Below are 23,226 nucleotides of genomic sequence, written 5' to 3' on the forward strand. Positions count from 1 at the left end.
ACTATCGCTGATCCGGTTGTTCGACGGCCGGCCGATGGCTTTGTGACGGATCGACGCCGCACCGGTCGTTCTGATGCGATCCAACAGCCGCCGCACCTGGCGCTCGCTCAGGTCAAGCACATGCACCGCCGACGCCAACGTCATGCGTCCGTCGACAACCCTCGACAAAACCTCGATCCGCTGCAGGTCTCGCTCGCTCATCGCAATCAGTCCCATTCGCAATCTCCCACGTCATCAAACGCGGGCAGAGTGACATTCCAACTTTGCAGAAACAGGACACTTTAACTTTGCGGCTACACAAAACGGTCGCATAAGGTAGATTATGGAACAAGAGAGCGGTTCTCCGACTGTTGCTTTTAGCCCCGAACCGTCTCTCCGCAATGGTCAGCGGGATTTATCGCCGAACGAGATTATCGGACAAAAGGCAGACATGCCTAGTTCGGTCGGTCGAATGAAAGTAGCAGACTTTCCACTCCGCCCTCGATGACGTCTCGGTACGGCAGAAACCCTGCGGACAGCGAACCCCGAATAGCTATTTGGTTCTCTTTAGCGTGACAAATGAAACATTTGCAGTCGTGGGGAAAAAGTGAAGGAACCACGTTCAGCACATATGAGCGAAGCATAGCTTTCCCCAAGCCCCTCCCTATGAACTGCTCATCACCGACAAATAAGTCGACCGCTACGCCGTCGTGCTCGCCCAAATCAGACGCGAAGTCGGGATAGTCGCGAAGCAAATAGCACTGCAATTTTCCGAAAGGCTCACCATTATAACAAGCGATATGGCAATGGGTAGGATGGCTTGGGCTCAGGCGCTCAGAATACTTCCTCTGAACTTCCTCGATCGTTATCGGCGTCTTCTGGTAGTGAGCACGCATATGAGGTTTATTTAGCCACTCACACAACATCAGAAAATCTGCTTCTGTCAGTGACCTGAAATCAATCATCTGGCTGTACCTTTAGATCGATTGCTCGACAGGTTCGACTCGCACATCACCCACGGGCATTCCGAACAGGGGGGTATGGAAGCCCTGCGGTTTGCTAATCCTCAATCGTCACGCCATCAACATCAATCGACGAACCTGTCTGGCCGAGGCAGACTGATCGTTGCTCAGCTGCCGTCATTTTCCGATCTTTGTCTCGGTGACGCATCATCGGGGCGCCTCCCGGCTTGCAGACTCTCTGCGGCACAGTGCCCGGACGGTTGGTAATGTCAGAAAGGAGTTTGGGGCAACAGCTGCGAAGTGCGGCCCGCAGTCAGATCGCGGGCAGCACATTGGGCTCTCCCCCGAATTGTCAGAGGACCGGGCGTATCAGATGGTCAGCCCTTCACCACCGTCTCGCATCAGAGAGGTGGCCGGCCAGCAAAGCGCCGAACGGAAGGCTGCGAACGATTCTGGCGGCGATGAAAGCCGCGCTCGTGGCCAAGGCGAGCTTTGCCCAGGGATAGTTGCCGAGTTGGACATGGGCGCTTGCATCAATCAGATTTGCGTGGGCTTTCAGCGCCGATTCCGCATCCTCGCGCAGAATGCCGATCCGGGCGCGCAACAGCCTTACCTCGTGCTGTAGGAGGTCGAGATCGTGGTCGGCCTTCTCGCGCGCAGTCGCGGTGGCGGCGTCGGCAAACGGCGGCTCACCTTCCGCGACCAGCTCATCGGGATCCGGCGGAAGGAAACCGTCGCGATTGATGGATGATTGCATGGACGTCTCCTCAATTATTGACCAGGGGCGAACGAGGTCGGCTCCTCATGCCGACATATCAGTGATCACGTCGGAATCCCTGACTTTGGTTCGACCCTCCTTGCGACTGCGATTGCATTTGCCGGCCAGGATCGGTCGATGGCGAGCTGACTCCAGGATAGGTGTAGGCGCGCACCTTGGCGCTTCCATGCGTGGTGTCGCGTATCGCGACCGGTCGCGTTTCTTCTTCGAACGCGCTCTCGGACACGGCCAGGTCATCCGCAGCTTTGCCGCCATGGGCCGAGCCGGCAAAACCGGTATTCGACCCACCTTGACGGCCGCTTTCCGACAACCAGAGATCTGCCCGCTCATCGATGTCGATGCTGCCTTCGTCGTCGAGAATATCGTGAACGGTCTCATAGAGCGCGTCGTCGATATCGTTGACTTGAACGAGGAAACCGCCTCGCCGCAGCCCTTCTGCGTACATCGCGCGATCTTCATCAGGGAAGAAGAAGTCGGCCAGCGCGTCGAAGAAGCCGCTGCGGTCGTCGCTTATGGCGCCGGCATTCTTTCCGTCCGCTTCGTAGCCCGGCATCAATCTTATTCTTGCGACCGGCACGCCCGCGTCCTCGAGACGGGAGATCGCAGATTCGGCTTCGGACCGGCTGTCGAAAAATGCCGTAAGGCTGCCGCCGCCCATCGGGCCTGAAGAGCTGGGGTTAGTATCGTGGTGAATGTTGCTCACGGAACGCTCCTCTCGATGTCTCCTTCCAGCCGTCGACCCGACGACTGGTTTCTGACTTGAAGAACCGGCAGCCGAGACGAATGTTCCACGGCAATGGGACGGATCAGCGGCATTTCACGGCAGTTCCATAACGTTGCCGCCTGTCCTTTTTCAGATACACCAGGCAGTGAATCGCACCGTCTGTTGCAGCCTTCGGCGGTTGACGTCAAACCATCGAGACGCTAGCACGGCTTTCGACGCATTGGGGACATTTCATATGGACATCTTCACGGCAGCCGGTCTGACGGCTTTGCTGCAGGTCATTGCTATCGACCTTGTTCTCGCCGGCGACAACGCCGTGGTTATCGGTCTTGCCGCTGCCGGCCTCGAGGCCACACAACGGCGCAAGGCGATCATCGTCGGCATTCTTGCCGCAACGGTCCTGCGTATTCTCTTCGCCAGTGTTGCCGTCTATCTGCTGGCGATCGTCGGCCTGCTGCTGGCCGGCGGCCTGCTGCTGCTTTGGGTCTGCTGGAAGATGTGGCGCGAGCTTCGCGACGGCCATAACGAGGATCGCGTAGCGGAAAGCGGCGAAGGCGCGCCGAAAAAGACCTTCTTCCAGGCGGCAACCCAGATCGTCATTGCCGACGTTTCGATGTCGCTCGACAACGTGCTCGCCGTTGCGGGCGCTGCGCGCGAACATCCGAGCGTCCTGGTCATCGGCCTCGGCCTGTCAATCGCGCTGATGGGTATCGCCGCGAACCTGATCGCCCGTCTGCTCGGCCGCCATCGCTGGATCGCTTATATCGGTCTGCTGATCATCCTCTACGTCTCGCTCGACATGATCTATCGCGGCGCGGTCGAGGTTCTTCCCTATATGCAGTGACCTGCGCCAGGGTCGCGGCTCAGTCCCCGATCCTGCCGCACGCGTGTAAGCATGCTGCATCGCTGGGTTAAGCGAGAAACTCCGTCTCGAAGCTCATCTGATCGAACGCCGGCACCACATGGTCCGGCGTCTGCGCCATTACCGCGTCATAATCCAGCGGCGTATGCATGTGGGTGAGTATCGCCCTTTTCGGCTTCAGCCGGCCGATCCAGTCGAGCGACTGTTCCAGCGACAGATGGCTCGGATGATAGGTGTATTGCAGGGCGTCGATGATCAGCACGTCGAGATTTTTCAGTTTCTCGACGGTCTGCGGCGGGAAATCGCTGATATCGCTGCAATAGGCTACATCACCGATGCGGAAGCCGAGCGAATTGATATCGCCATGCTGCTGGATATGCGGAAAAAAATCGATCTTGCCGCCGGGGCCGCGGATTTCGACGGGTTCGTCAAGATTTTCGATGACGACAGGCAGCACGATCGGCGGATAATTGCTGCCCGGCGGCGTCTCCAGGCAATAGCCGAAGGCTTCACGCAGCCTGTCCATCGTAAATTGGTCAGCGTAGATCGGCACTCGCCGGCGCGTATTGTGAAAATAGCCGCGCAGATCGTCGATGCCGTGAATATGATCAGCATGCGGATGGCTGTAGAGCACCGCATCGACATGGTCGGCCCCTGCCCGGATCATCTGCTCACGAAAATCGGGTCCGGTGTCGATGACGACGGTCGTCACACCGCCATCAGGAGCGAACTGCTGCACCATGAATGAGGCGCGCGTGCGCCGGTTCCTTGGGTTGTCGGGATTGCAGGCGCCCCAGTCGCCGGTGATACGCGGCACGCCCGGTGACGACGAACAGCCGAGAATGGTGAAGCGCCGCCGATAGAGCACCTGCTAAATCCTTGGCATTTTCGAGAACAGGCGAAACGCGTTCTCCGTCGTGATCCGTGCGACGTCCGCATAGGAAAGGCCAATCGTCTCGGCGATCACTTCGGCCGTATTGACGACATAGGACGGCTCATTGCGCTTGCCGCGCCAGCGCTTCGGAGCGAGATAGGGCGCGTCCGTTTCCACCAACAGCCGTTCATGCGGGATCGTCTTGGCGATCTCACGCAGTTCTTCCGATTTCGGGAAGGTCAGAATGCCGGAAAAAGAGATGTAGCCGCCGAGTTCGACACCGGTTCGCGCCAGATCCGGCCCTGCCGAGAAGCAATGCAGGATAAAGGGGAAGGCTCCCTTCCCCGTTTCCTCGGTCAGGATATCAGCCATATCGGCATCGGCGCTGCGGCTGTGGATGACGAGCGGAAGCTGCGTTTCCCGAGCGGCGGCAATATGGCGCCGAAAGCCGGTCTGCTGATCCTCTGGTGTCTGCGTGTCGTAGAAATAATCGAGGCCCGCCTCGCCGATCGCCACCACTTTCTCATGCGCCTTCGCCAGGCGCACCAGCTCTTCGGTCTGGATGTCCAGCTCGTCGCCGGCATTGTTCGGATGGGTGCCGACGGAGCAGAACACCGATGGATATTTCTCCGTGATGGCGAGCAGCCCGTCGAGCTTGCGCACGCGCGTCGAGATCGTCACCATCTGCTTGACGCCGGCTTGGTGGGCGCGCGTGACGATCTCGTCGCGCTCCGCCTCGAAGTCGGCAAAATCGAGATGGCAATGGGTATCGATCAGCACGGCCTCAGGCCTCCGGAGCCACATAGCGCGGGAAGACCGGTGTCGGCGCTTCGAGCACCGTCCCGGCAACGAGGCGGCCAACTTCGCCAAGCGCGGCAAAATCGCGCTTGTCGGCAGGCGCGGCGACAAGATCGAGCAGCTTGCCCGACGATTCCGGCATGAAGGGCTGTAGCAGGATGGCGATCTGGCGCACCACCTCGGCCGTGACATAAAGGACCGTGCCCATCCGCGCCGGATCCGTCTTCTTCAGCGCCCAGGGCGCCTGGCCGGCAAAATAGCGGTCGGCCTCCGAAACGACTGCAATGATCGAGGCGAGCGCGCGATGAATGAGCTGCTTGCTCATGTCCTCGCGCGTCGATGCATGCAGCGCATCGGTCTGGGCAAGCATCGCCTTGTCCTCGTCAGTCAGCGGCCCGCATTCCGGGATCTTGCCGTCGCAATTCTTGACGATCATCGACAGCGACCGGCTGGCGAGATTGCCGATGCCGTTGGCGAGGTCGGAATTGATGCGCGTGCCGATCGCCTCTTCGCTATAGCTGCCGTCCTGACCGAAGGAGACTTCGCGCAGGAAGAAGTAGCGCACCTGGTCGAGCCCGAAATGATTCACCAGATTGACCGGATCGACGACGTTGCCGAGCGACTTCGACATCTTCTCGCCCTTGTTGAGCAGAAAGCCGTGGGCGAAAACGCGCTTCGGCAGCGGCAGCTTCGCAGACATCAGGAAAGCCGGCCAATAGACGGCGTGGAAGCGAATGATGTCCTTGCCAATGATGTGCACATCCGCCGGCCAGTACTTCGCCCTCGGGCCATTCTTGTCCTCGATATAGCCCGTCGCCGTGATGTAGTTGGTCAGCGCGTCCACCCAGACATACATGACATGCGAAGGGTCGTTCGGCACTTTGATGCCCCAGTCGAAGGTCGTGCGCGACACCGACAGGTCCTTGAGGCCGGATTTGACGAAGGAGATCACCTCATTGCGGCGCTCGGCCGGGCCGATGAAATCGGGATTGGCGTCGTAATGGGCCAGCAGCTTCTCCTGGTATTCGGAGAGCTTGAAGAAATAGCTTGCCTCTTCCACCCACTCGACGGGCGTGCCCTGCGGGCCGTAACGCACGCCGTCGGCGCGCAGCTCCGTCTCGTTTTCCTGGTAATAGGCCTCGTCGCGAACTGAATACCAGCCGGCATAGCTGTCCTTGTAGATGTCGCCATTGTCGGCCATCAGCGTCCAGATATTCCTGGATGTCTCGTGATGACGCTCCTGCGTCGTCCGGATGAAGTCATCGTTCGAAGCATTGAGCAGCTTGGCCATCGCCTGGAACTCGCCGGAGTTGCGGTCGGCGAGCGCCTGCGGCGGGATCCCTTCGGCGCGCGCCGTCTGCTGCATCTTCTGGCCGTGTTCGTCGGTGCCCGTCAGAAAGAAGACGTCCTTGCCATCCAGGCGCTGATAGCGAGCCATCGCATCCGTCGCGATCAGCTCATAGGCATGGCCGATATGCGGCTTGCCGTTGGGATAGGAAATCGCGGTGGTGATATAGAAGGATGTCTTGTCTGTCATGGCGGCCAAGGTCCGGCTTATTTATCAATGGTCAGCCGCTCTTAGCGCATGTCACCGTCGAGCGAAACATCAAGTTTCGCTGCCGCCCATGAATTCCAGGACACGGGGCCGTGAGCTTGACTCCGTCTCGCACGCAATTTACCGGTCGTCAGAAAGAGAGGCGGGACCCAACGACGTGCCAGTTTTCACCCACCACAATCCCCGTGGCCGGGCGCCGTTGGAGGCGCTTGCTTGACATTCGAGCCTCTCTATTCGATTTCGGGACTGTTTGTCGGCGCTCTTGTCGGCATTACCGGCGTAGGCGGCGGTTCGCTGATGACACCCCTGCTGGTGCTGCTCTTCGGCGTCCATCCGGCAACTGCCGTCGGCACCGATCTTCTCTATGCTGCGATCACCAAGACAGCGGGTACCGCTGTTCACGGCGTGCATGGGCGCGTCAACTGGAAGATCGTCGGCAGCCTCGCCGCCGGCAGCGTCCCGGCCGCCTTGCTGATGCTCTGGCTGCTGGCAGGTGTCGATCGCAAGAGCATCGGCGTGACCAACACCATTACATCAGCCCTCGGCTGGCTTCTCGTCATGACCGCGTTCATGCTGATTTTTCGTGGCCCGATCCTCGAATTTGCGCGTCGCGCCATCGGCGAACGTACCCTGCCGCGGCCGACGACCATTCTTGCCCTCACCGTCATTCTCGGCTTCTGTCTCGGCGTGCTTGTCACCTTGACCTCGGTTGGCGCCGGTGCGCTTGGCGTGACGATCCTGCTCGTGCTCTATCCGAGGCTCGATGTCCGCGAAATCGTCGGCTCCGACATCGTCCACGCCGTACCCCTGACCCTGATCGGCGGCACCGGCTATTGGCTGATCGGCGAGATCGATTGGGCGATGCTCTTTGCCCTGCTCGTCGGCTCGATTCCCGGTATTATTCTGGGAAGCCTTCTGGCGCCGAAGCTGCACGAACGTATTATTCGCATTCTCCTGGCCATCACGCTTGCGCTCGTTGCGTGGAAGCTGCTGGCCGGCTGATCCGCCTAAACCTTGGCTAGAGTCTGGGCTGCTTGATATCGGAGAGAATACTGATGATCGTCTGCTTGCGGTCGAGATTATATGCGTCGGAAACGGTAAGCCGCTCGGTAACCTCCGAATAGAGCCGCGCCAGCCGTTCGGCCGCGGCGATCTGCCCCTCGCCTGCCGCCGCGCGAGCGCGGCTCATGATGTCGTCGCCGACGTGGCTGACGAAGAAATCGAAAATCGTATCGCTTTCCTTGCCCGAGAGCGCCTCTGCCAGCCGGTGCATCGCCTTGCGGGCGGTTGGCCCCTCGGCGGAAAGCACTTCGTCATAACCAGCGATGATTTCGCTGCCGCCATAGTTCAACAGTTTCAAGGCTTCGCCGACGCTGCCCTTGGCCGCCGAAAGCACGCTGCCCTCGCCTGCTATGCCAAGATGGGCAAGGGCCGCAACGAGTGCTTCGTCGGGAAGCGGCGCCAGTTTCAGCGGCTGGCAGCGTGAGCGGATCGTCGGCAGCAGCCGGCCCGGCGCGTGCGAAAGCACCAGGAACAGCGCCCGCTTCGGCGGCTCCTCGAGGATCTTTAGAATGGCGTTGGCCGCATTGCGGTTCATGTCATCGGCCGGGTCGACGATGACGATTCGCCAGTTGCCGGTGCCCGAGGTCTGCGAGAAGAACTTGCCGGCGCGGCGCACCTCGTCGACGGTGATTGCCGATTTCACCTTGCCGGTCTTTTCGTCCACCGGCCGGGCGAGATGCAGGAGATTGTGCGAGGCGCCGGAGGCGATCTGGCGGCTGACGGCCGAGGCGGGATCCGGATCGCCGATCTTCTCCGGCGCAGCATCGGGATCGGGATGCGAGAGGACGTGGTTGGCGAAGCGGAAGGCGAATGTCGCCTTGCCGATGCCCTCCGGCCCTTCGATCAGGATGGCGTGATGACCCTTGCCGGATCGGTAGGACTGGGCAAGAAAGGATTCCGCCTCCTCATGGCCAAACAGCCTGGTATTTTCGGCGGGCCAGATGGCGCCGTCCAGCAGTCCCGGCCGATCGTCACTCATAATGGACTTCACTCATAATGGGCGGCTTCCGGCATCCGAGCGCGGTCTGCGGGCGACATCAGCCGCTTGACGATCTCCAGGATTTCGGCGGCAATCGCCTCTTCCGTCTGCATGGCGTCAACCACGTGGCAGCGCTCCGGCTCGCGCGCGGCGATATCGAGAAAGGCTTCGCGCCGTTTTTCGTGCGTTTCGAGCCGCTCCCTTTCAAAGCGATCGGGACCGTCCGAGGCGCTGCGTTTCTGCGCCCGCTCCAGGCCGACCTTTGCGGGAATATCCAATATCAAGGTGCAATCCGGCATGACGCCGTTGATGGCGACCCGCTGCAGCATCTCAACGAAATCAGGGTCGAGATTGCCGGTGATGCCCTGGTAGACACGCGAAGAATCCATGAAACGGTCGCAGAGCACGATCTTGCCTGATGTCAGGGCCGGCCGTATCACCTCTTCGACATGATCGTTGCGCGCCGCCGCAAAGAGGATCGCCTCCATCCGCGTGCCGAAGGGCTCGGCCGCGCCCGAAAGAAGCACGTGGCGCACGGCTTCCGCGCCCGGCGACCCGCCCGGTTCCCGCGTCACCAGCACGTCATGCCCTTCGCCTTTCAACGCTTCGGCGAGGCGGCGGATCTGCGTGGATTTCCCCGCGCCTTCCCCGCCTTCAAACGTAACGAACAGTCCCGTACCGGATGACAATGACAACTTCCCGCATTCCGGACGCCGCACGCCCGCGCGCCCCGCCTCTTCTATCTATCCGAAGACATCGGGAAGGAAAACCTTTCGCGGCGGCGACATAATCACCTTCCCCGCAAATTGTAGCAGAAGGTCAGGCATTCAAGTCTGGAGCATGACTGTGCGGCAACGGCACGCGGGAAAAGAAGAGCTCTGCGCGAGAGCCTCATCCCGGCGTTCAGCCGGGGGCGGACTTGTCCCAGAGCCAGGAGAAGAACAGCGATTCGCCGAGCTCCAGCACTGCGTCGACCGCCCGGCTGCTGAGTGAGCCCTCCCCGACCGCCTGCGCGGTATAGAGCGGCACTTCCCTGAGCAGCCGACTGCCAGCGAAAATCCTGAGCGTGCCGGCCTGATAATCCGGCTTCACCGGCGCCGTCAGCGGCCAGTGATAGACGATGCGCGCCGAAAGCCGGTCGGGGTTGCTGATCGGAATATAGACGCTGACCGGCGCTTTGGCGACGAGATCGACGGTGCGCGCCGAGCCGCCATAGACGCTGGCTGCGCCGATCACTTCATGCTCGGTGAAGATCTGACGGCTCTCGAAGGCAGTCAGCCCCCATTCGAGCACGCGCTTGGCCTCCTCCGTCCGCTCCTTGTCGGACGCGATGCCGGCAAGCGCCAAAAACAGCCGCCGGCCGTCGCGCTGGACCGACGCGACGATCGAATAACCTTCTCCCTCGGCAAAGCCGGTCGCAAGCCCGTCGGCGCCGAGATCGAGCCCGAGCAGCGGATTGCGGTTGCGCTGGAAGATCTTGTTCCATTCGAAATCCAGCTGCGCGAAATAAGGATAGAGATTGGGATAGGATTGCTGAAGGGCAGCGGCAAGCGTCACCATCTCGCGCGCCGTGACTTTGCTCTTGCCGTCCGGAAGGCCGGTGGAATTGCCGAATACCGCTTTCTCCATGCCGAGTTCGCGGGCGCGGCGGGTCATCGACTGCGCGAATTGCTGCTCGCTTCCGGCCATCCCCTCGGCGAGGATGATGCAGCTGTCATTGGCGCCCTGGATCGCGACACCCTTGATCAGGTCCTCGACGCGCACGCGTGATTTGAGGGCCGCAAACATCGTTGCCGTCCTCGACGGCGCGCCGCCGGTGCGCCAGGCATATTCGGAAACGGGATATTCGGTGTCGAGCGTGATCTCGCCCTTGGTCACCGCATCGAACACCAGATCCATCGTCATCAGCTTGGCGAGCGACCCCGGCGAAAAGCTCTGCTCCTCATTCTTGGCGAGAAGCACGGTGCCGGTGGAGGCCTCGATCATATAGGCCTGCGCCGCCTTGGTGGCAAAACCGGCTGCACCCCCGTCGGCGGCATGTGCGCTGGCGGCGAGCGGCATCAGGCATGCAAGCAGACGAAGCACAGGCCTCAGCATCGCAAATTCCCATCGGTTAACGGCGTTTTGAGAAGGTTAGAGCGCGGCGAAATTCGATGCAATCGCCGTGCTCAACGCGCTGCCGATTTTGCCTGCTGGCGCCTGGCCGAGGCAAGGATGGAGGCCGGAGTTAGGCCATCATTGCGCACCATCACCGCGTCGAAGGCGAGATCGACCGTTACTGTCTTCACCGCTTCGTTCTGATAGCCGAGCGCGAGGGAGCCCTGCGAACCGCCATACGGCCGCTCATAAGGCATGGGACCGAACTCCGGCAGCACCACCATCTGATCGAAGCCGGGCGAGGCATTGGGGGAAGGAGCCGACGGCGCCACCAGAACATGGGCGGCCGGCGCAAGGCCCGGCGCCGCATTGTAGCGCGCGCTCGGCGTCGAGCCGGCATAGGAGGTCGCCGACATCGGCACCGGCACATTCGCCGGCGTCTCGTAGTCTTCGGCGTTCTGCAACTGATCGCGGGTGATCTTGCGGCTGTTGGAGGCGACCATCACGCCGGTTGCGATCTGCCCTCCCGGATTGATGCCGGGAATGCGGCTGCCCTTCGGCACGTAGGAGGCCATCAGATAGGGCATGTCATGGCCGTCCATGCGGGCGCGGCCGACATATTGCACGCGCACCTTGCCGGTCCCGCTGTGCTGCAGATCCAGCATGTCGGCCGTCTTGTTGGAGAGGTCGATGATGCGGCCTTCGTGATAAGGGCCGCGGTCGTTGACACGCACGACGATGGAGGAGCCGTTCTCAAGGTTGGTGACGCGAGCATAGCTCGGCAGCGGGAAGGTCGGATGCGCGGCGGAAAGATGCATCTGATCGTAGACTTCGCCGTTCGCCGTCAGTCGCCCGTGAAAGGCCGAGCCGTACCAGGAGGCGACGCCGACCTTGTTATAGGCGAAGTCTTCTTTCGGATAGTACCACTTGCCCTTCACCTCATAGGGGTTACCGACCATGTAGCGGCCGCCGCCCTTCGGGATATTGTTGCCGGTAGCGACGCGGGGGCTGGCCTTAACGCCATATTCGGATTCGGAGAAATATTCCTTGCCGTGGGCTCTTTTCTTCGGCACGGCCTGTGTCGTGCCGCACGCCGCAACCGTCGCACACATCGCCGATATCGCCAGCCACCGTGCTGTCGTTGCGAAAGTCGCTCCGTATTCCAGTTTCATGTGCCCCACGCCGCTCAAAGATCGTTATGGTTAAGGAACCCTGCCCCATCCTGGGTCAACAACGCCTTATCCCCGCCCGCCTAACGAGACTTTAATCTTGCTGGGTTCGTGGCAAATTTGCGAACGATTTCGCTGCGATAGCGATAATTCTAATAAATATGGTTTATAAATTGCTTACGGGAAGCTCTCCCGTTGTGGCAATCAGAGCCGAAATCGGTGTGCCGACGCGGGCCACATGGTACACGTCGACCTGCTTTCAAAGTCCGAGAGGTACCGGATTGAGACACCGGCACGCGCAACAGCTGCTCTTCGGACGTCGGTTACAACCGGAACTTTCTCCCCAGGGTAGTATACCACCTATTCCTCTCCAATATACGTGTCCCCACGGCGCCAACATCTGGCGCCACTCCCCTATCGCGTGTAGTTTGTTGCTTGACTCAAAGTGGAGTAGAAAGTTTATTTGCGGCGTTCGCGTCGCAGCCCGGCGTCCTATCCACGCTCATCTTTAGGAGACGAGCCATGGCAAATCACAAACCAATAGTGCCTGACGTGAAGGTCCACGACTACGCACCAGCGGAGGCCATCGAAGGAAACGTTCTCGACAACGCCTCGGACTCCGACGGCGATCTGCTTCAGGTTCAGTTCGTCAACGGAATGAGAATTCCCAACAAGGCGGGCGAGCCGGGATATCTTACCATTGAGGGTGAGCACGGGACGCTGACGATTTGGAGCAACGGCAGCTATAGTTACACGGTCAATGATCCGAGCGCGCTTGAGCCCGGCGGAATCTTCGGCGAGAATTTTTCATTTAAGATCTCCGATGGAAAGGGCGGCACCGACCTCGCCAGTCTCAACATCGGCGTCCACACTCCTCCGCAAGGGCAGTATTCCATCGATTTCGAGAATGCTCCCACCGAATATCCCGGGCTGCCTGACATCGCCTCCGGCTATGGAGGATTCAAATTTGGCGACAAACTCGATGGCAACCTTTGGGCGGTCGCCGAATCCGGCGGCAACGAGTACGTCGTCACCAATCCCTATAATCCGTTTTTCGAACGCGTTGATGGCAAGCTCTTCACCATCGAGGGCGTCGATGTCGCAACCAATTTCGACCCCGCCTATGAAGGTGTCGATGCCCTCGTCACCTTCGAGGGTTATATCGGCGGCAACAAGGTGAGTGAGATGTCACTGACGGTCTACGGAGACACCATTGCCGATGGCCAGCACATTTCGTTGGCAGCCTTGGGGGCGGTCGATTTTGTCCGCTTCGATATTCAGCCCGATGTCGAGCCCACGGGCTTTCCGCAGCTCGCATTCGACAACTTCACCGTCCTGGTCTGACGGCGGCAGAGAGAAGCGGCTGTCAAAGCCGCTTCTCTGCAGAACAAGTTGACGCTGCCATCAAAGCTGCTAAAAAGCCGGCCTGTGAGTGAATGGGCAGCAAATCGGCAGAAACCACCGATCCACCGGAAAGACCGAAACGGACTTTCTTCAGGCTTCCCAAAAACTTGGAAGAGTGTCCGAGTGGTTTAAGGAACCGGTCTTGAAAACCGGCGTGCGGGAAACCGTACCGTGGGTTCGAATCCCACCTCTTCCGCCATTTGCAATTTTCTCCATCAGAACTGCCCGGCGGATCAGTCGCAGCCACTATTCAAGCATGACGACCGCTTCGACTTCGAACAGCATCGGATCGATTGCAAGTTTGGGAACGGGGACAAGGGTCTGGGCCGGGAGTGCGTCGCCGAACATTTCTTTGACGTTCCTCGTCAGCACCTCGAGCTTGGATACATCGTGTTCGACCACGAAGACCGTGAGCTTGGCGACCTGATCCGGCCTTGCGCCGAGGCCGTCGAGGGCGCTGCGCAGATTTGCGTAGGTCTGCTTCACCTGGACGGCGAAGTCCGGCGACAAGGCTCCCGAGCTATCCTGGCCACCCTGTCCGGAGATGTAGGCCAACCGGGCGCCGCGGGGGACGATCACCGCCGTGCTATAGCCATTCGGCGTCGGATCGTAGAGGTTTTTTGGATTGACGACGGTCAGCTTGAGGTCACCTTCATTCGCCGCCGTCGTCGCGTTGGGAATTCCTGTGGTCATGATGATCAGCCCTCCGATGAGCAGATGTTTGATTGCGTGTGACATGATGTTCTTTCGGCCGTGAGGACTGCGAGGAACGACCCTCACCGCCTCCTGGATTGCGCTGTTAACTCTTTGGCAAGTGAGACTCGTACAACGTACGACTCATCGCATCGTACATTGTACGAGTCAACTGGCGAGGATCGACATCCGTCGCTTCGCCGGCTTAAATCGATGTCCCGATCTTTTTAGGAAAGACACATGGCAGCCCAACGCGACGGCACTCAGAGTAAACGGTCTCACCGGAAAGCTGCCCCGGTCCCCTCCGTACAGGAACCGCCTCTTTCGCTCGAACGGATCGTAGCGACCGCGGTTGAACTGCTGGACGCCGAAGGCGTTGAGGGATTGAAGATGCGTCGGCTGGCCGATCGCCTCGGCTCGGGCGCGATGAGCCTCTATTGGCACGTCGCCAACAAAGAGGAGGTTTTTGATCTCGCGCTCGACTCGGTGCTCGAATATCGCGGACCGTCGCAAATAATCGAATCGCCGGATTGGCGTCAGGCGGTCTTTCATATGCTTGAAGACTGGCGCGCCAGCATGCTGCGCCATCCCTGGTCGGCATCGCTGCTGCCGCGCCGGGCACTTGGCCCGAATATCCTCAGTCGTCTGGAGCTGCTGGGCAGGGTCTTATCCAGAGCCGGTGTCGAGGAGGCGGATTTGAACGGCGGGATATGGTCGCTCTGGAACTATGTGATGGGCGCGACCATTACTCGTGCGAATTTCGACCTTTCGGACGAAGACATGCTCGCCGGGCAGCAGCGCCTTGCTCATCTCGGTGCAGAATACCCGACGATCGAGCGTGCTCGTCTGCTGTTGGACAATGATTGGGACGGGGTTTTCAGGAAAGGCCTGGACTTCCTGCTTGACGGACTTGTTCCGAGACGATGAACAAGAGGCGCGAGGACAGGAATGACCCGGTTCGACGAGCGGGAACATGCTTGCTGATGTGGCGAAGGTGCATGTGCCCCTAAGCCTGGTTCTGGCCGTGAACTGACAGTGCAACATCGGCTCACGACAACATTGAGTAGATCAGCGCACCGATGGAACCCCAGAAAACAACCGGCGTCAGTATCATCCCCACAACGAAAATCTTGGTCACCGCTAAAACTCCGCAAACTCATGCCACCGCGAAAACCTATTGCGGGGACCGAGGGTTGGGTATCGGCATGAAGTCCGGGTCGGGTCGGACCTTGGTCTCAGTCTCACTCGACGGCGTTCCGATTCACAGGCCCGCCGTCAGCTTCCTTCTGCAACCCGGCAACCACCCTTCCGCCGCGGTAAGTCAGCCGCGGATCGGGGGCAGGAGAACCAGAATCGGATGGGGCCGGTGATTGACTCTCCGTTATCGTCGTGATTTCCCCCCCCGCATCATCAAGCGAGGACATCATGGCCGAAGACATTATCGTAAAGGATAGCAACGGAACCCAGCTTCACGACGGCGATTCCGTGACGTTGATCAAAGACCTCAAGGTCAAGGGGACCTCGGAGACGCTGAAGCGTGGAACCTTGGTCAAAGGCATTCGTCTGACCGACAATCCCGGCGAAATCGAGTGCAACACCAAGCAGGTCAAAGGCCTCGTGCTGAAAACCGAGTTCCTGAAGAAGGCGTAGGATCTACCTGCGGCGGCCCGTGAGTCCATGGCTGCAACTTACGGCACTTCCTCGGTGATCACTTCGAAGCGGGAAAGCATCGCCGGGCCGAAAGCCGTCGACATCGCGACGTCGGTGGCATCTCGGCCTGTCGCCATCAGAATTCTGCCGATACGCGGGGTGTTGTGGCGGGCATCGACCGTATGCCAGTGCCCGCCGAGAAAGACCTCGAACCAGGCACTGAAATCCATTGGATTCGGATCGGCAGGAACGCCGATATCACCGAGATAACCGGTGCAGTATCTGGCAGGAATATTCATGCATCGACAGAGCGCGATGGCGAGATGGGCGAAGTCGCGGCAGACGCCGCTCTTATCGGTGAAGCCGCCATGCGCCGTTCTGAGAACGTCGGCCTTCTGATAATCGAAGGTGATGTGATTATGCACGAAATCGCAGATCGCCTGCACGCGCGCCCAGCCGAGCGGCGTTGCTGAAAAGGTCGCCCAGGCGAAATCCGAAAGCCTGTCTGTGTCGCAGTAACGGCTGCCGAGCAGGAAGACGAGCACCTCGTCGGGCAGATCCTTGATTGCGTGCTGCACTGCCTGTACGGGAACGATGTCGGCTTGCCCCGTGTCATAGATCTCGAACTCGGTGGAAATCGTCGTCAGCCCCGGCGGAGCGACAATCCGGCTGCAGGCATTGCCGAAGCTGTCGGTATATTCCCACGCCTCGATCGGCCGGTCGAATGTCAGGACCTGCTCGCTTAGAAGATCGGCGCGACGGGAGGGATGAATGTTGAGGACCAGCAGCATCGGCGTCGGCTGTATGCATTTATAGCCCAGATGAAACCCGGCGCGTATCTTCATTGTGGCTTCCTCGTCCCTCCCGGCATGGGCGGAGGTGAGTATGGAACGTCGATCGCGCCGCCCGGTTCCCGCGATATGCCTCGCACCTTCCCGGGCAAAGCGCCTTGGCCCAGGCAATTCACCATTGCCCCGCCACTGCATCATTACCCCTCGGCAACCCACGGCTGTCGCGTGGTCACGTTGACCTGCACCGTCATGTTCTCGAAATCTGAGCCCTGCCCGTCGTAACTGCCGCTCAAAGGAACAGCCTGGCGCGGGTCGCGGGCAACGGCCACGCGAATAAGGTCGCGGTTGCCGACGATGCCGTTGGTTGGATCGAACTCGGCCCAGCCGGCCCCGGGAAGATAGACCTGGCACCATGCATGGGTGGAACCGCCGCCCAGCACTGTGGAGCCGTCCCGGTCGGGGACGTAGACATAGCCGGTGACGAAACGCGCCGCGAGGCCTAGCGAGCGTGCCGCCTCCATCATCAGAAGCGCGAAATCCCGGCAGGTGCCGGAGCGAAGGTGCAAGGTCTGCAGCGGCGTTTGCGTTCCATGTTCCTGGCGACGTGCATAGACAAAGCTTTCGCGAATGGCATAACAGAGCGTCATCAGCAGGTGCCCGGTCTCCGTCGGGTGCCCCAGGCGCACGAACTGGCGCGCCCAGCGGCCGACCTCATCGCCCGAATCGGGATAATGGCGCTGCATCGCCGGCGCGAGATCGGCGATTTCGTCCTTGTCGTAGGAGAAAGGATAGGTCAGCGCCGCCTCGTCGATCCGAATGTCCGGGGCGAGCTGCGGCGTATGATCGAGTGTGATCCAGGTTTCGAAACGAAGCTCAACCGACGGCCGGGAAAAATCGACGAGCGCCACGCAATTGCCGAAAACATCGTGGATCCAGCGCACATGACTTTGCTCCGGATAGGTGGTCAGCGACGCCTCGATCAGCCGCTGGTCGAAACTGTCGCGCGGCCGGAACATCAGGCGATGCTCGCCGAAATCGACCTCCCGGCGGTAACGATAGGACGTGATGTGGCGGACGGAGAAAATCGTCATGGGCTGGCGCCGGCTGATTTGTTCACGTTGCTGCTCCTACAGCGCCGCGCGTCTTATCAGACGCCGCAAGCGCCCTGCTCCTTTCCCTGCTCATCCCGATTTCTTGTCATATAAGCAGGTTCGAAAGATTGCTATTGTACCTTCACCGATCGACGGCAGAGCCGTCCAACCTGAGAGGATAACATGCATATCATCTGGGACGTTCTGACGCTTCTGCTGACGATCGGTTCGCTCTATGGCGGTCGCGAATACCGGATTATTCGCGCCCGTGCCCGCGCTCAGAATTGGGGCAACTTCTGACCCGATCCTGACGCGCTGCCGGAACGGTCGCGGCTACGTCGAATGACGTACGGCGGCCCCTTAAGGAAATGCTGTATCAGTCGGGACGGTTTTGGTCCGTCCATTCTCTCTGTTATGCTAAGCCCGCCTCACCCCAGGCGGGCTTTTTTCATGCAAGATTTGCTGCGTGTCGCCGGCAGCCGCCATTACTTCTTGGCGCCGGCCGAAAGCACCCGATGGGTCGCATTATCCATTGCGTGGCTCGCCTCCTGTCCATCCTTCTTCAGTCCGTATGCGGTATTGCCGCAGCCGGCGAGCGTAAGCAGGCAGAGGCAGCAGGCGATAGCGATTGCAGCTTTTGGCATCGAGGTTTTCCCTGATTGAACGAACCCCCGGAAAAATGACGCAGTCCGAGCCAAAATCAATCCGCCGGCGGCTGGACATAACTCAGCACCTGCGCCGAATTGATGCATCCGACGGCTCCCTGTTCCGTCGAGAAACGGATTACTTCAGCCAAAACTCTCCGAAACGTAGAATTGCCGGACGGGAATCGAAGGCACATACCATTTACCGTGTCTTTCAGAATGATATCCGCGAACAACCTGCGGGATCACGCTTGGAATTTATCATTTTACTTAAATATCTCACTTAACCAATTGTTAGTAATAACCTTGCGTAGCACGCACTTCGGCTTATGCTTTACTCAAAACGGGAGAGGAGAGAATGTTTAGCAAAAGCCTGATCATGCCTTTCGGCTTCGCAATTCTTGCGCTAAGCGGCCTAATGTTCCAACTCGTCGCGTACCTGCTGGAAACCCCGGTCACCGTGCTGCACCCCTAAGTTCCTCCAGGAGTGGAACTTTCCGTTGTTTCATGCATTCTTGCGAGTTGTTTCACCAGGAGGGATCACTATGGAAAACGCAGGCGTGGGTTGGATTGCGGCCATCATCATCGGCGGCATTGCCGGATGGTTGGCAGAAAAGGTCATGAGCAGCAATATGGGCGTGCTCATGAATATATTGCTCGGCATCGTCGGCGCGATCGTCGCCAACTGGATCTTGGGTCTGTTGCACATCCAGCCGTTGGCGGGGTGGCTTGGTTACCTGATCACCGGCTTCATCGGTGCCTGCATTCTGATCTTCATCGGCCGCGCCATCCGCCGCTGATTGCATAACTGGCAGACATGACTAAAAGCCGGGCGCGCCTTGCGTCCGGCTTTTCTGTCCCGAAGTCCGTGTTCAGCGGCGGCTCAGCAGGCCGAAAAGATAGGCTACGCCTGCCGTTACCGCGAGCGCCATGATCGGTTCTTCGCGAACCTTGTCGCGCAGCCGTTCCGTCATCAGCGAAGCTTCGTCCGTAACCACCGACTTTGCCCCCTGCCCCAGCGCCCGCACACTGTCCGTCAATCTGGAGAGATCTTCACGGAGTGCCGTAACCTGTGCCGACAAATCGTCTGCTGCGATATCCGCCTTGACGCGCGCAGCGGTGGATTCGGCGGAAGCGGTTTTCAATTCTGCCATGGTCTGCTCCTGTTTCATGGGATGCCGCTTCAACGAAATGGCGGCCTGAAAGGTTCCGCCGGCAGCCGATCTTTTGTTCGCCATCAACGCCTTGCGTCGCGCTTGCGGCCATGCGCAGCTTTTCGCGTGACAACCCTTCATTTCCTGTCGGCTTTGTTTTAAGGAACGTCGAATGTCTGCCCGTGCGCGGGTCAATAATACTGCGAGGTTTGCGTTTCCATGTTCCATCTTCTGAGAAGAGCTGCTCAGACCTGGGTTGCCAAGCTGCTCCTGCTTCTCCTGGTGGCCTCCTTCGGCATCTGGGGCATATCGCGCGAGCTGATATCTGGCGGCAGCAGCACCACTGTCGTGACCGTCGGCGATCAGAAGGTGGGGGTGAACGAATTCCACCTTGCCTATCAGCGTCAGGTGGCAAGCATTGGCCAGCAGTTCGGCATGCGCCTCACGCCCGAGCAGGCCCGCGCCTTCGGAGTCGAGCAGCAGGTGCTGTCACAGCTCGTTGCCGGTGCCTCGCTCGACCAGCTCGCCGAAGATATGAACCTCGGCCTGTCCGAGGATCGTCTCGCCCAGCTGATTGCCGACGATCCGGCCTTCAAGGCTGTCAACGGCCAGTTCGATCGCGAGCTGTTCGTTTCGCGCCTGCGCAATGCCGGCATTCGCCAGGACGATTACATCAGGGAGCGCAGCAAGGTTGCCGTCCGCAGCCAGATCGTCGATGCCGTTTCCAATGGCTTTACCGCGCCGAAGACGCTGATCGACGCACTGAAGCTTTATGGCGATGAAAGCCGCAGCATAGACTACCTTTTGCTGACCAACGCCAATATCGAGCCGATCAAGGCGCCCGCCGACGACGTCCTGGCGAGCTGGTTCGAAGGCGTCAAGCAACGCTACCGCGCACCGGAATACCGCAAGCTCATCTATCTCAAGCTACAGCCGGCCGATATCGCCGATGCCGCAACCGTTACCGACGACCAGATCCGCGAAGCTTTCGAGAAGGGTAAGGACAGTTATCGCACGCCGGAAAGCCGGACGATCGAACAGCTGACCTTCACCAGCAAGGATCTCGCCACCGCCGCCGAAACGGCGCTGAAGGGCGGCACCAGCTTCGATCAGCTGGTCACCGACCAGGGCAAGACGGCAAGCGACGTGCTGCTCGGCGAGTTCACCAAGGACAAGGTTCCCGACCAGGCCGTCGCCGATGCCGCTTTTGCGGTGTCGAAGGATGGCGGCACGACGCCTGTCGTCGATGGCTCGTTCGGCCCGGTCATCCTGCGCATCACCAACATCAAGCCGGAAACGGTCAAGAACTTCGACGAGGTGAAGGAAGACATCCGCAAGCAGCTGGCGCTTTCCAACGCTTCTCAGGAAGTGATCAATGTTCATGACCGTATCGAGGATATGCGCGCCGGCGGCGCGACGCTCGAGGATATCGCCGGTCAGCTGAAGCTCAAGGCGGTGACCGTCGACGCCGTCGATGCGACCGGTGCCGACAAGGACGGCAAAGAGGTCAAGGATCTTCCCGCCAAGCAGCAGCTGCTCGGCGAAGCCTTCAAGACCGACGTCGGCGTCGATGCCTCGCCGCTTCCGATCGGCAATGACGGCTATGTCTGGTTCAACGTCCGCGAAATCACGCCGGACCGGGACCGCCCGATTGCCGAGGTGCGCGAGAAAGCCGTCGAGGACTGGACAGCAGAGCAGCAGAAGGCCGAACTCGCCAAGAAGGCCGATGAATTGAAGGCCCAGGCGCAAAAGGGCACCGCCCTTGCGGACATTGCAGCGCCGCTCGGCATTGCCGTCGAAAGCAAGAGCGGTATCACGCGCTCCACCGATGATCCGGTTCTCGGACGCGCCGCTGTCAAGGCCGCTTTCTCCGGCCCTGTCGATACGGTTGCGAGCGCGGTCGGCGCCGATCCCTCGACGCAGATCCTGATGAAGGTCACCGAGGTCAACAGCCAGCCGACCGGCGACGTGCTGAACAACCGCGACGCCCAGCTCACCGCCATGGCCAATGCCGCCGGCGATGATATTCTCGACCAGATGGTCAACCTGCTGCAGACACAGTATGGGGCTTCGATCAACCAGACGCTCGCCGAACAGGCGGCGGTCCGCTAGGAGGTTTTATGACCGATCTGAAGCCGTTCCTGGCCAAGGCCGCGAGCCGCGAGCCGCTGACGCGTGACGAGGCCCGTGCCGCCTTCGAGATCCTGATGTCGGGCCAGGCGACGCCCTCGCAGATCGGCGGCTTCCTGATGGCGCTGCGCGTGCGTGGCGAAACCGTCGACGAGATCGTCGGCGCCGTCAACACCATGCGGTCGAAAATGCTGACCGTCGAAGCGCCGGCCGATGCCATCGACATCGTCGGCACCGGCGGCGATGCCAGCGGCACCTATAATATCTCGACGCTGGCTGCACTGATCGTCGCCGGTGCCGGTGTGCCCGTCGCCAAGCACGGCAACCGGGCACTGAGCTCGAAATCGGGCGCAGCAGACAATCTGGCAGCTCTCGGCGTCAATATCGATGTTGGTCCCGAGATCATCACGCGCTGCATCGCGGATGCGGGGGTCGGCTTCATGTTCGCCCAGCTGCATCATTCCGCCATGCGCCACGTCGGCCCCTCGCGTGTCGAACTTGGCACGCGCACCATCTTCAACCTGCTCGGGCCGCTTTCCAACCCAGCCGGCGTCCGCCGCCAGCTGCTTGGCGTCTTCTCGCCGCAATGGCTGGTGCCGCTTGCGGAAGTCATGCGCGATCTCGGTTCCGAATGCGTCTGGGTCGTCCATGGCGATGGCCTCGACGAAATCACCACGACCGGCGTCACCAAGGTGGCGGCGCTCGAAGACGGCAAGATCCGTACTTTCGAGCTATCGCCCGCCGATTTCGGCGTCAGCCCCTGCATGCTCGCCGATATCAAGGGCGGTGATGGCGTCGGCAATGCCGCAGCGCTTCGCGAAGTGCTCGGCGGCGCCAAGAATGCCTATCGCGATGTCTCGCTCGCCAATGCCGCCGCTTCGCTCGTCATCGCGGGCAAAGCCGAGACGATCCGCGACGGCATGGCGCTGGCCGCGCATTCGCTTGATAGCGGCGCCACGGCGCTCGCCCTCGACAAACTCATCGCCGTTTCCAACGATATCGATTAGGATTGGCCGATGACCGATATCCTGAAAAAGATCGAACTCTATAAGCGCGAGGAAATAGCCGCCGCCAAAGCCGCGGTGTCGCTCGCCGATTTGAAGGCAATGCAGGCCGATCAGTCAGCGCCTCGCGGATTTCATCGGGCGCTCCTTGCCAAGCGTGAGGCTGGCCAGTTCGGTCTCATTGCCGAGATCAAGAAGGCAAGCCCATCCAAGGGCCTAATCCGCCCGGACTTCGATCCGCCGGCGCTGGCAAAAGCCTATGAAGCCGGCGGCGCCGCCTGCCTTTCCGTGCTGACCGATATGCCGAGCTTTCAGGGCGCGCCGGAATTTTTGACGGCGGCCCGTGCTGCCTGCGCGCTGCCCGCCCTGCGCAAGGATTTCATGTTCGAGACCTATCAGGTCCACGAGGCGCGCGCCTGGGGGGCCGATTGCATTCTGCTGATCATGGCGTCGCTGAGCGATGACGATTCAGAGCGTCTGCAGGACGAAGCTTTTTCGCTCGGCATGGACGTGCTGGTCGAGGTTCACGACGCGCCGGAAATGGAGCGGGCGCTGAAGCTCTCTTCGCCGCTTATCGGCATCAACAACCGCAACCTGCGGACCTTCGAAGTCAGCCTGACGGTCAGCGAGACGCTTGCCTCCATGGTCCCCGGTGATCGGCTCCTCGTCGGAGAAAGCGGCATCTTCACCCATGCCGATTGCCAGCGCCTGCAGGCCGTCGACATCAATACCTTCCTTGTCGGCGAGAGCCTGATGCGCAAGGACGACGTGGCGGCCGCCACCCGGGCGCTACTCTTCGGCGAAGCCGCCATCGCGGCCGAATGAT

Annotated in this window: 25 protein-coding genes and 1 tRNA gene; 10 read left to right on the forward strand and 16 right to left on the reverse strand. The window is 60.3% G+C overall.

Annotated elements, in window-relative coordinates:
- The 4 genes from PH551_RS15635 to PH551_RS15650 all read right to left on the reverse strand — a co-directional run.
- A partial coding sequence (locus PH551_RS15635; RefSeq protein ID WP_285193670.1) for a helix-turn-helix domain-containing protein occupies positions 1-216 on the reverse strand: 216 nt, incomplete at its 3' end.
- A gap of 218 nt (positions 217-434) precedes the next feature.
- The gene (locus tag PH551_RS15640; RefSeq protein ID WP_285193671.1) at positions 435-944 is read right to left on the reverse strand and encodes a GNAT family N-acetyltransferase; all 510 of its coding nucleotides are present in this window, start codon (positions 942-944) and stop codon (positions 435-437) included.
- Positions 945-1,326: 382 nt separating this feature from the next.
- Positions 1,327-1,698 carry a hypothetical protein gene (locus tag PH551_RS15645; protein WP_285193672.1) on the reverse strand — a complete coding sequence of 124 codons (372 nt, stop codon included), beginning with the start codon at positions 1,696-1,698 and terminating at the stop codon, positions 1,327-1,329.
- Positions 1,699-1,756: 58 nt separating this feature from the next.
- On the reverse strand, positions 1,757-2,422 hold the full coding sequence (locus PH551_RS15650) for a hypothetical protein (RefSeq protein WP_285193673.1): 666 nt from the start codon (positions 2,420-2,422) through the stop codon (positions 1,757-1,759).
- A 256-nt stretch (positions 2,423-2,678) separates the two neighbouring features.
- Here PH551_RS15650 and PH551_RS15655 point away from each other — a divergent pair, with 256 nt between their 5' ends.
- Positions 2,679-3,287, forward strand: coding sequence for a TerC family protein (locus tag PH551_RS15655; RefSeq protein ID WP_020921320.1), 609 nt, complete (start codon positions 2,679-2,681; stop codon positions 3,285-3,287).
- A 67-nt stretch (positions 3,288-3,354) separates the two neighbouring features.
- Here the strand turns inward: PH551_RS15655 and PH551_RS15660 are convergent, their stop codons facing one another.
- Genes PH551_RS15660 through metG form a run of 3 tightly spaced genes read right to left on the reverse strand, consistent with a single transcriptional unit; the run spans position 3,355 to position 6,514 of the window.
- Positions 3,355-4,173, reverse strand: coding sequence for an MBL fold metallo-hydrolase (locus PH551_RS15660; protein ID WP_085778201.1), 819 nt, complete (start codon positions 4,171-4,173; stop codon positions 3,355-3,357).
- A gap of 3 nt (positions 4,174-4,176) precedes the next feature.
- Entirely contained in the window at positions 4,177-4,959 is a 783-nt protein-coding gene (locus PH551_RS15665) for a TatD family hydrolase (protein WP_285193675.1), read from the reverse strand.
- A 4-nt stretch (positions 4,960-4,963) separates the two neighbouring features.
- Positions 4,964-6,514 carry a methionine--tRNA ligase gene (gene metG, locus PH551_RS15670; protein WP_285193676.1) on the reverse strand — a complete coding sequence of 517 codons (1,551 nt, stop codon included), beginning with the start codon at positions 6,512-6,514 and terminating at the stop codon, positions 4,964-4,966.
- Positions 6,515-6,745: 231 nt separating this feature from the next.
- Between metG and PH551_RS15675 the strand changes: the two genes are divergently transcribed.
- On the forward strand, positions 6,746-7,534 hold the full coding sequence (locus tag PH551_RS15675; protein ID WP_285193677.1) for a sulfite exporter TauE/SafE family protein: 789 nt from the start codon (positions 6,746-6,748) through the stop codon (positions 7,532-7,534).
- A 16-nt stretch (positions 7,535-7,550) separates the two neighbouring features.
- On the opposite strand, the gene PH551_RS15680 is transcribed toward PH551_RS15675, so the two are convergent.
- The 4 genes from PH551_RS15680 to PH551_RS15695 form a co-directional block, all read right to left on the reverse strand.
- Positions 7,551-8,573: a DNA polymerase III subunit delta' gene (locus PH551_RS15680; RefSeq protein WP_285193678.1), complete on the reverse strand. Its 1,023-nt coding sequence runs from the start codon at positions 8,571-8,573 to the stop codon at positions 7,551-7,553.
- Between the two features lie 8 nt (positions 8,574-8,581).
- A complete protein-coding gene (gene tmk, locus PH551_RS15685) occupies positions 8,582-9,262 on the reverse strand; it encodes a dTMP kinase (protein ID WP_285193679.1) in 681 nt (226 codons plus the stop codon).
- Between the two features lie 214 nt (positions 9,263-9,476).
- Positions 9,477-10,670, reverse strand: a complete 1,194-nt coding sequence (locus PH551_RS15690) for a D-alanyl-D-alanine carboxypeptidase family protein (protein WP_285193680.1) — start codon at positions 10,668-10,670, stop codon at positions 9,477-9,479.
- A 71-nt stretch (positions 10,671-10,741) separates the two neighbouring features.
- Positions 10,742-11,842, reverse strand: coding sequence for a septal ring lytic transglycosylase RlpA family protein (locus PH551_RS15695; RefSeq protein ID WP_285193681.1), 1,101 nt, complete (start codon positions 11,840-11,842; stop codon positions 10,742-10,744).
- Positions 11,843-12,361: 519 nt separating this feature from the next.
- Between PH551_RS15695 and PH551_RS15700 the strand changes: the two genes are divergently transcribed.
- Both PH551_RS15700 and PH551_RS15705 read left to right on the forward strand, forming a co-directional pair.
- On the forward strand, positions 12,362-13,183 hold the full coding sequence (locus PH551_RS15700) for an Ig-like domain-containing protein (RefSeq protein ID WP_285193682.1): 822 nt from the start codon (positions 12,362-12,364) through the stop codon (positions 13,181-13,183).
- Positions 13,184-13,352: 169 nt separating this feature from the next.
- A tRNA-Ser gene (locus PH551_RS15705) sits at positions 13,353-13,442 on the forward strand.
- 47 nt (positions 13,443-13,489) lie between these two features.
- Here PH551_RS15705 and PH551_RS15710 read toward each other — a convergent pair.
- The gene (locus PH551_RS15710) at positions 13,490-13,981 is read right to left on the reverse strand and encodes a RidA family protein (protein WP_285193683.1); all 492 of its coding nucleotides are present in this window, start codon (positions 13,979-13,981) and stop codon (positions 13,490-13,492) included.
- Between the two features lie 195 nt (positions 13,982-14,176).
- On the opposite strand from PH551_RS15710, the gene PH551_RS15715 reads away from it, so the two are divergent.
- On the forward strand, positions 14,177-14,863 hold the full coding sequence (locus PH551_RS15715; RefSeq protein ID WP_285193684.1) for a TetR/AcrR family transcriptional regulator: 687 nt from the start codon (positions 14,177-14,179) through the stop codon (positions 14,861-14,863).
- A gap of 498 nt (positions 14,864-15,361) precedes the next feature.
- Positions 15,362-15,586: an alkylphosphonate utilization protein gene (locus tag PH551_RS15720; protein WP_184459645.1), complete on the forward strand. Its 225-nt coding sequence runs from the start codon at positions 15,362-15,364 to the stop codon at positions 15,584-15,586.
- A gap of 38 nt (positions 15,587-15,624) precedes the next feature.
- Here the strand turns inward: PH551_RS15720 and PH551_RS15725 are convergent, their stop codons facing one another.
- From PH551_RS15725 to PH551_RS15735, 3 genes are all read right to left on the reverse strand, one after another.
- The gene (locus tag PH551_RS15725) at positions 15,625-16,431 is read right to left on the reverse strand and encodes a transglutaminase-like domain-containing protein (protein ID WP_097599348.1); all 807 of its coding nucleotides are present in this window, start codon (positions 16,429-16,431) and stop codon (positions 15,625-15,627) included.
- A gap of 143 nt (positions 16,432-16,574) precedes the next feature.
- On the reverse strand, positions 16,575-17,468 hold the full coding sequence (locus PH551_RS15730; protein WP_097599347.1) for a transglutaminase family protein: 894 nt from the start codon (positions 17,466-17,468) through the stop codon (positions 16,575-16,577).
- A gap of 485 nt (positions 17,469-17,953) precedes the next feature.
- Positions 17,954-18,112, reverse strand: a complete 159-nt coding sequence (locus PH551_RS15735; protein WP_085778213.1) for an entericidin — start codon at positions 18,110-18,112, stop codon at positions 17,954-17,956.
- Between the two features lie 545 nt (positions 18,113-18,657).
- On the opposite strand from PH551_RS15735, the gene PH551_RS15740 reads away from it, so the two are divergent.
- Complete coding sequence (locus PH551_RS15740; RefSeq protein WP_064802691.1) at positions 18,658-18,912, forward strand: GlsB/YeaQ/YmgE family stress response membrane protein; 255 nt, start codon at positions 18,658-18,660, stop codon at positions 18,910-18,912.
- Positions 18,913-18,984: 72 nt separating this feature from the next.
- Here PH551_RS15740 and PH551_RS15745 read toward each other — a convergent pair whose 3' ends face one another.
- On the reverse strand, positions 18,985-19,266 hold the full coding sequence (locus PH551_RS15745; protein ID WP_085780070.1) for a hypothetical protein: 282 nt from the start codon (positions 19,264-19,266) through the stop codon (positions 18,985-18,987).
- Positions 19,267-19,485: 219 nt separating this feature from the next.
- Between PH551_RS15745 and PH551_RS15750 the strand changes: the two genes are divergently transcribed.
- Genes PH551_RS15750 through trpC form a run of 3 tightly spaced genes read left to right on the forward strand, consistent with a single transcriptional unit; the run spans position 19,486 to position 23,225 of the window.
- Entirely contained in the window at positions 19,486-21,378 is a 1,893-nt protein-coding gene (locus tag PH551_RS15750; protein WP_221128323.1) for a peptidylprolyl isomerase, read from the forward strand.
- An 8-nt stretch (positions 21,379-21,386) separates the two neighbouring features.
- Positions 21,387-22,403, forward strand: a complete 1,017-nt coding sequence (gene trpD / locus PH551_RS15755) for an anthranilate phosphoribosyltransferase (protein ID WP_285193685.1) — start codon at positions 21,387-21,389, stop codon at positions 22,401-22,403.
- A gap of 9 nt (positions 22,404-22,412) precedes the next feature.
- Positions 22,413-23,225 (forward strand): indole-3-glycerol phosphate synthase TrpC, encoded by an 813-nt coding sequence (trpC, locus tag PH551_RS15760; RefSeq protein WP_285193686.1) that lies wholly within the window; start codon positions 22,413-22,415, stop codon positions 23,223-23,225.
- Position 23,226: the final 1 nt, after the last annotated feature.

The sequence above is a fragment of the Rhizobium atlanticum genome, from assembly GCF_030182485.1.
Taxonomy (GTDB): Bacteria; Pseudomonadota; Alphaproteobacteria; order Rhizobiales; family Rhizobiaceae; genus Rhizobium.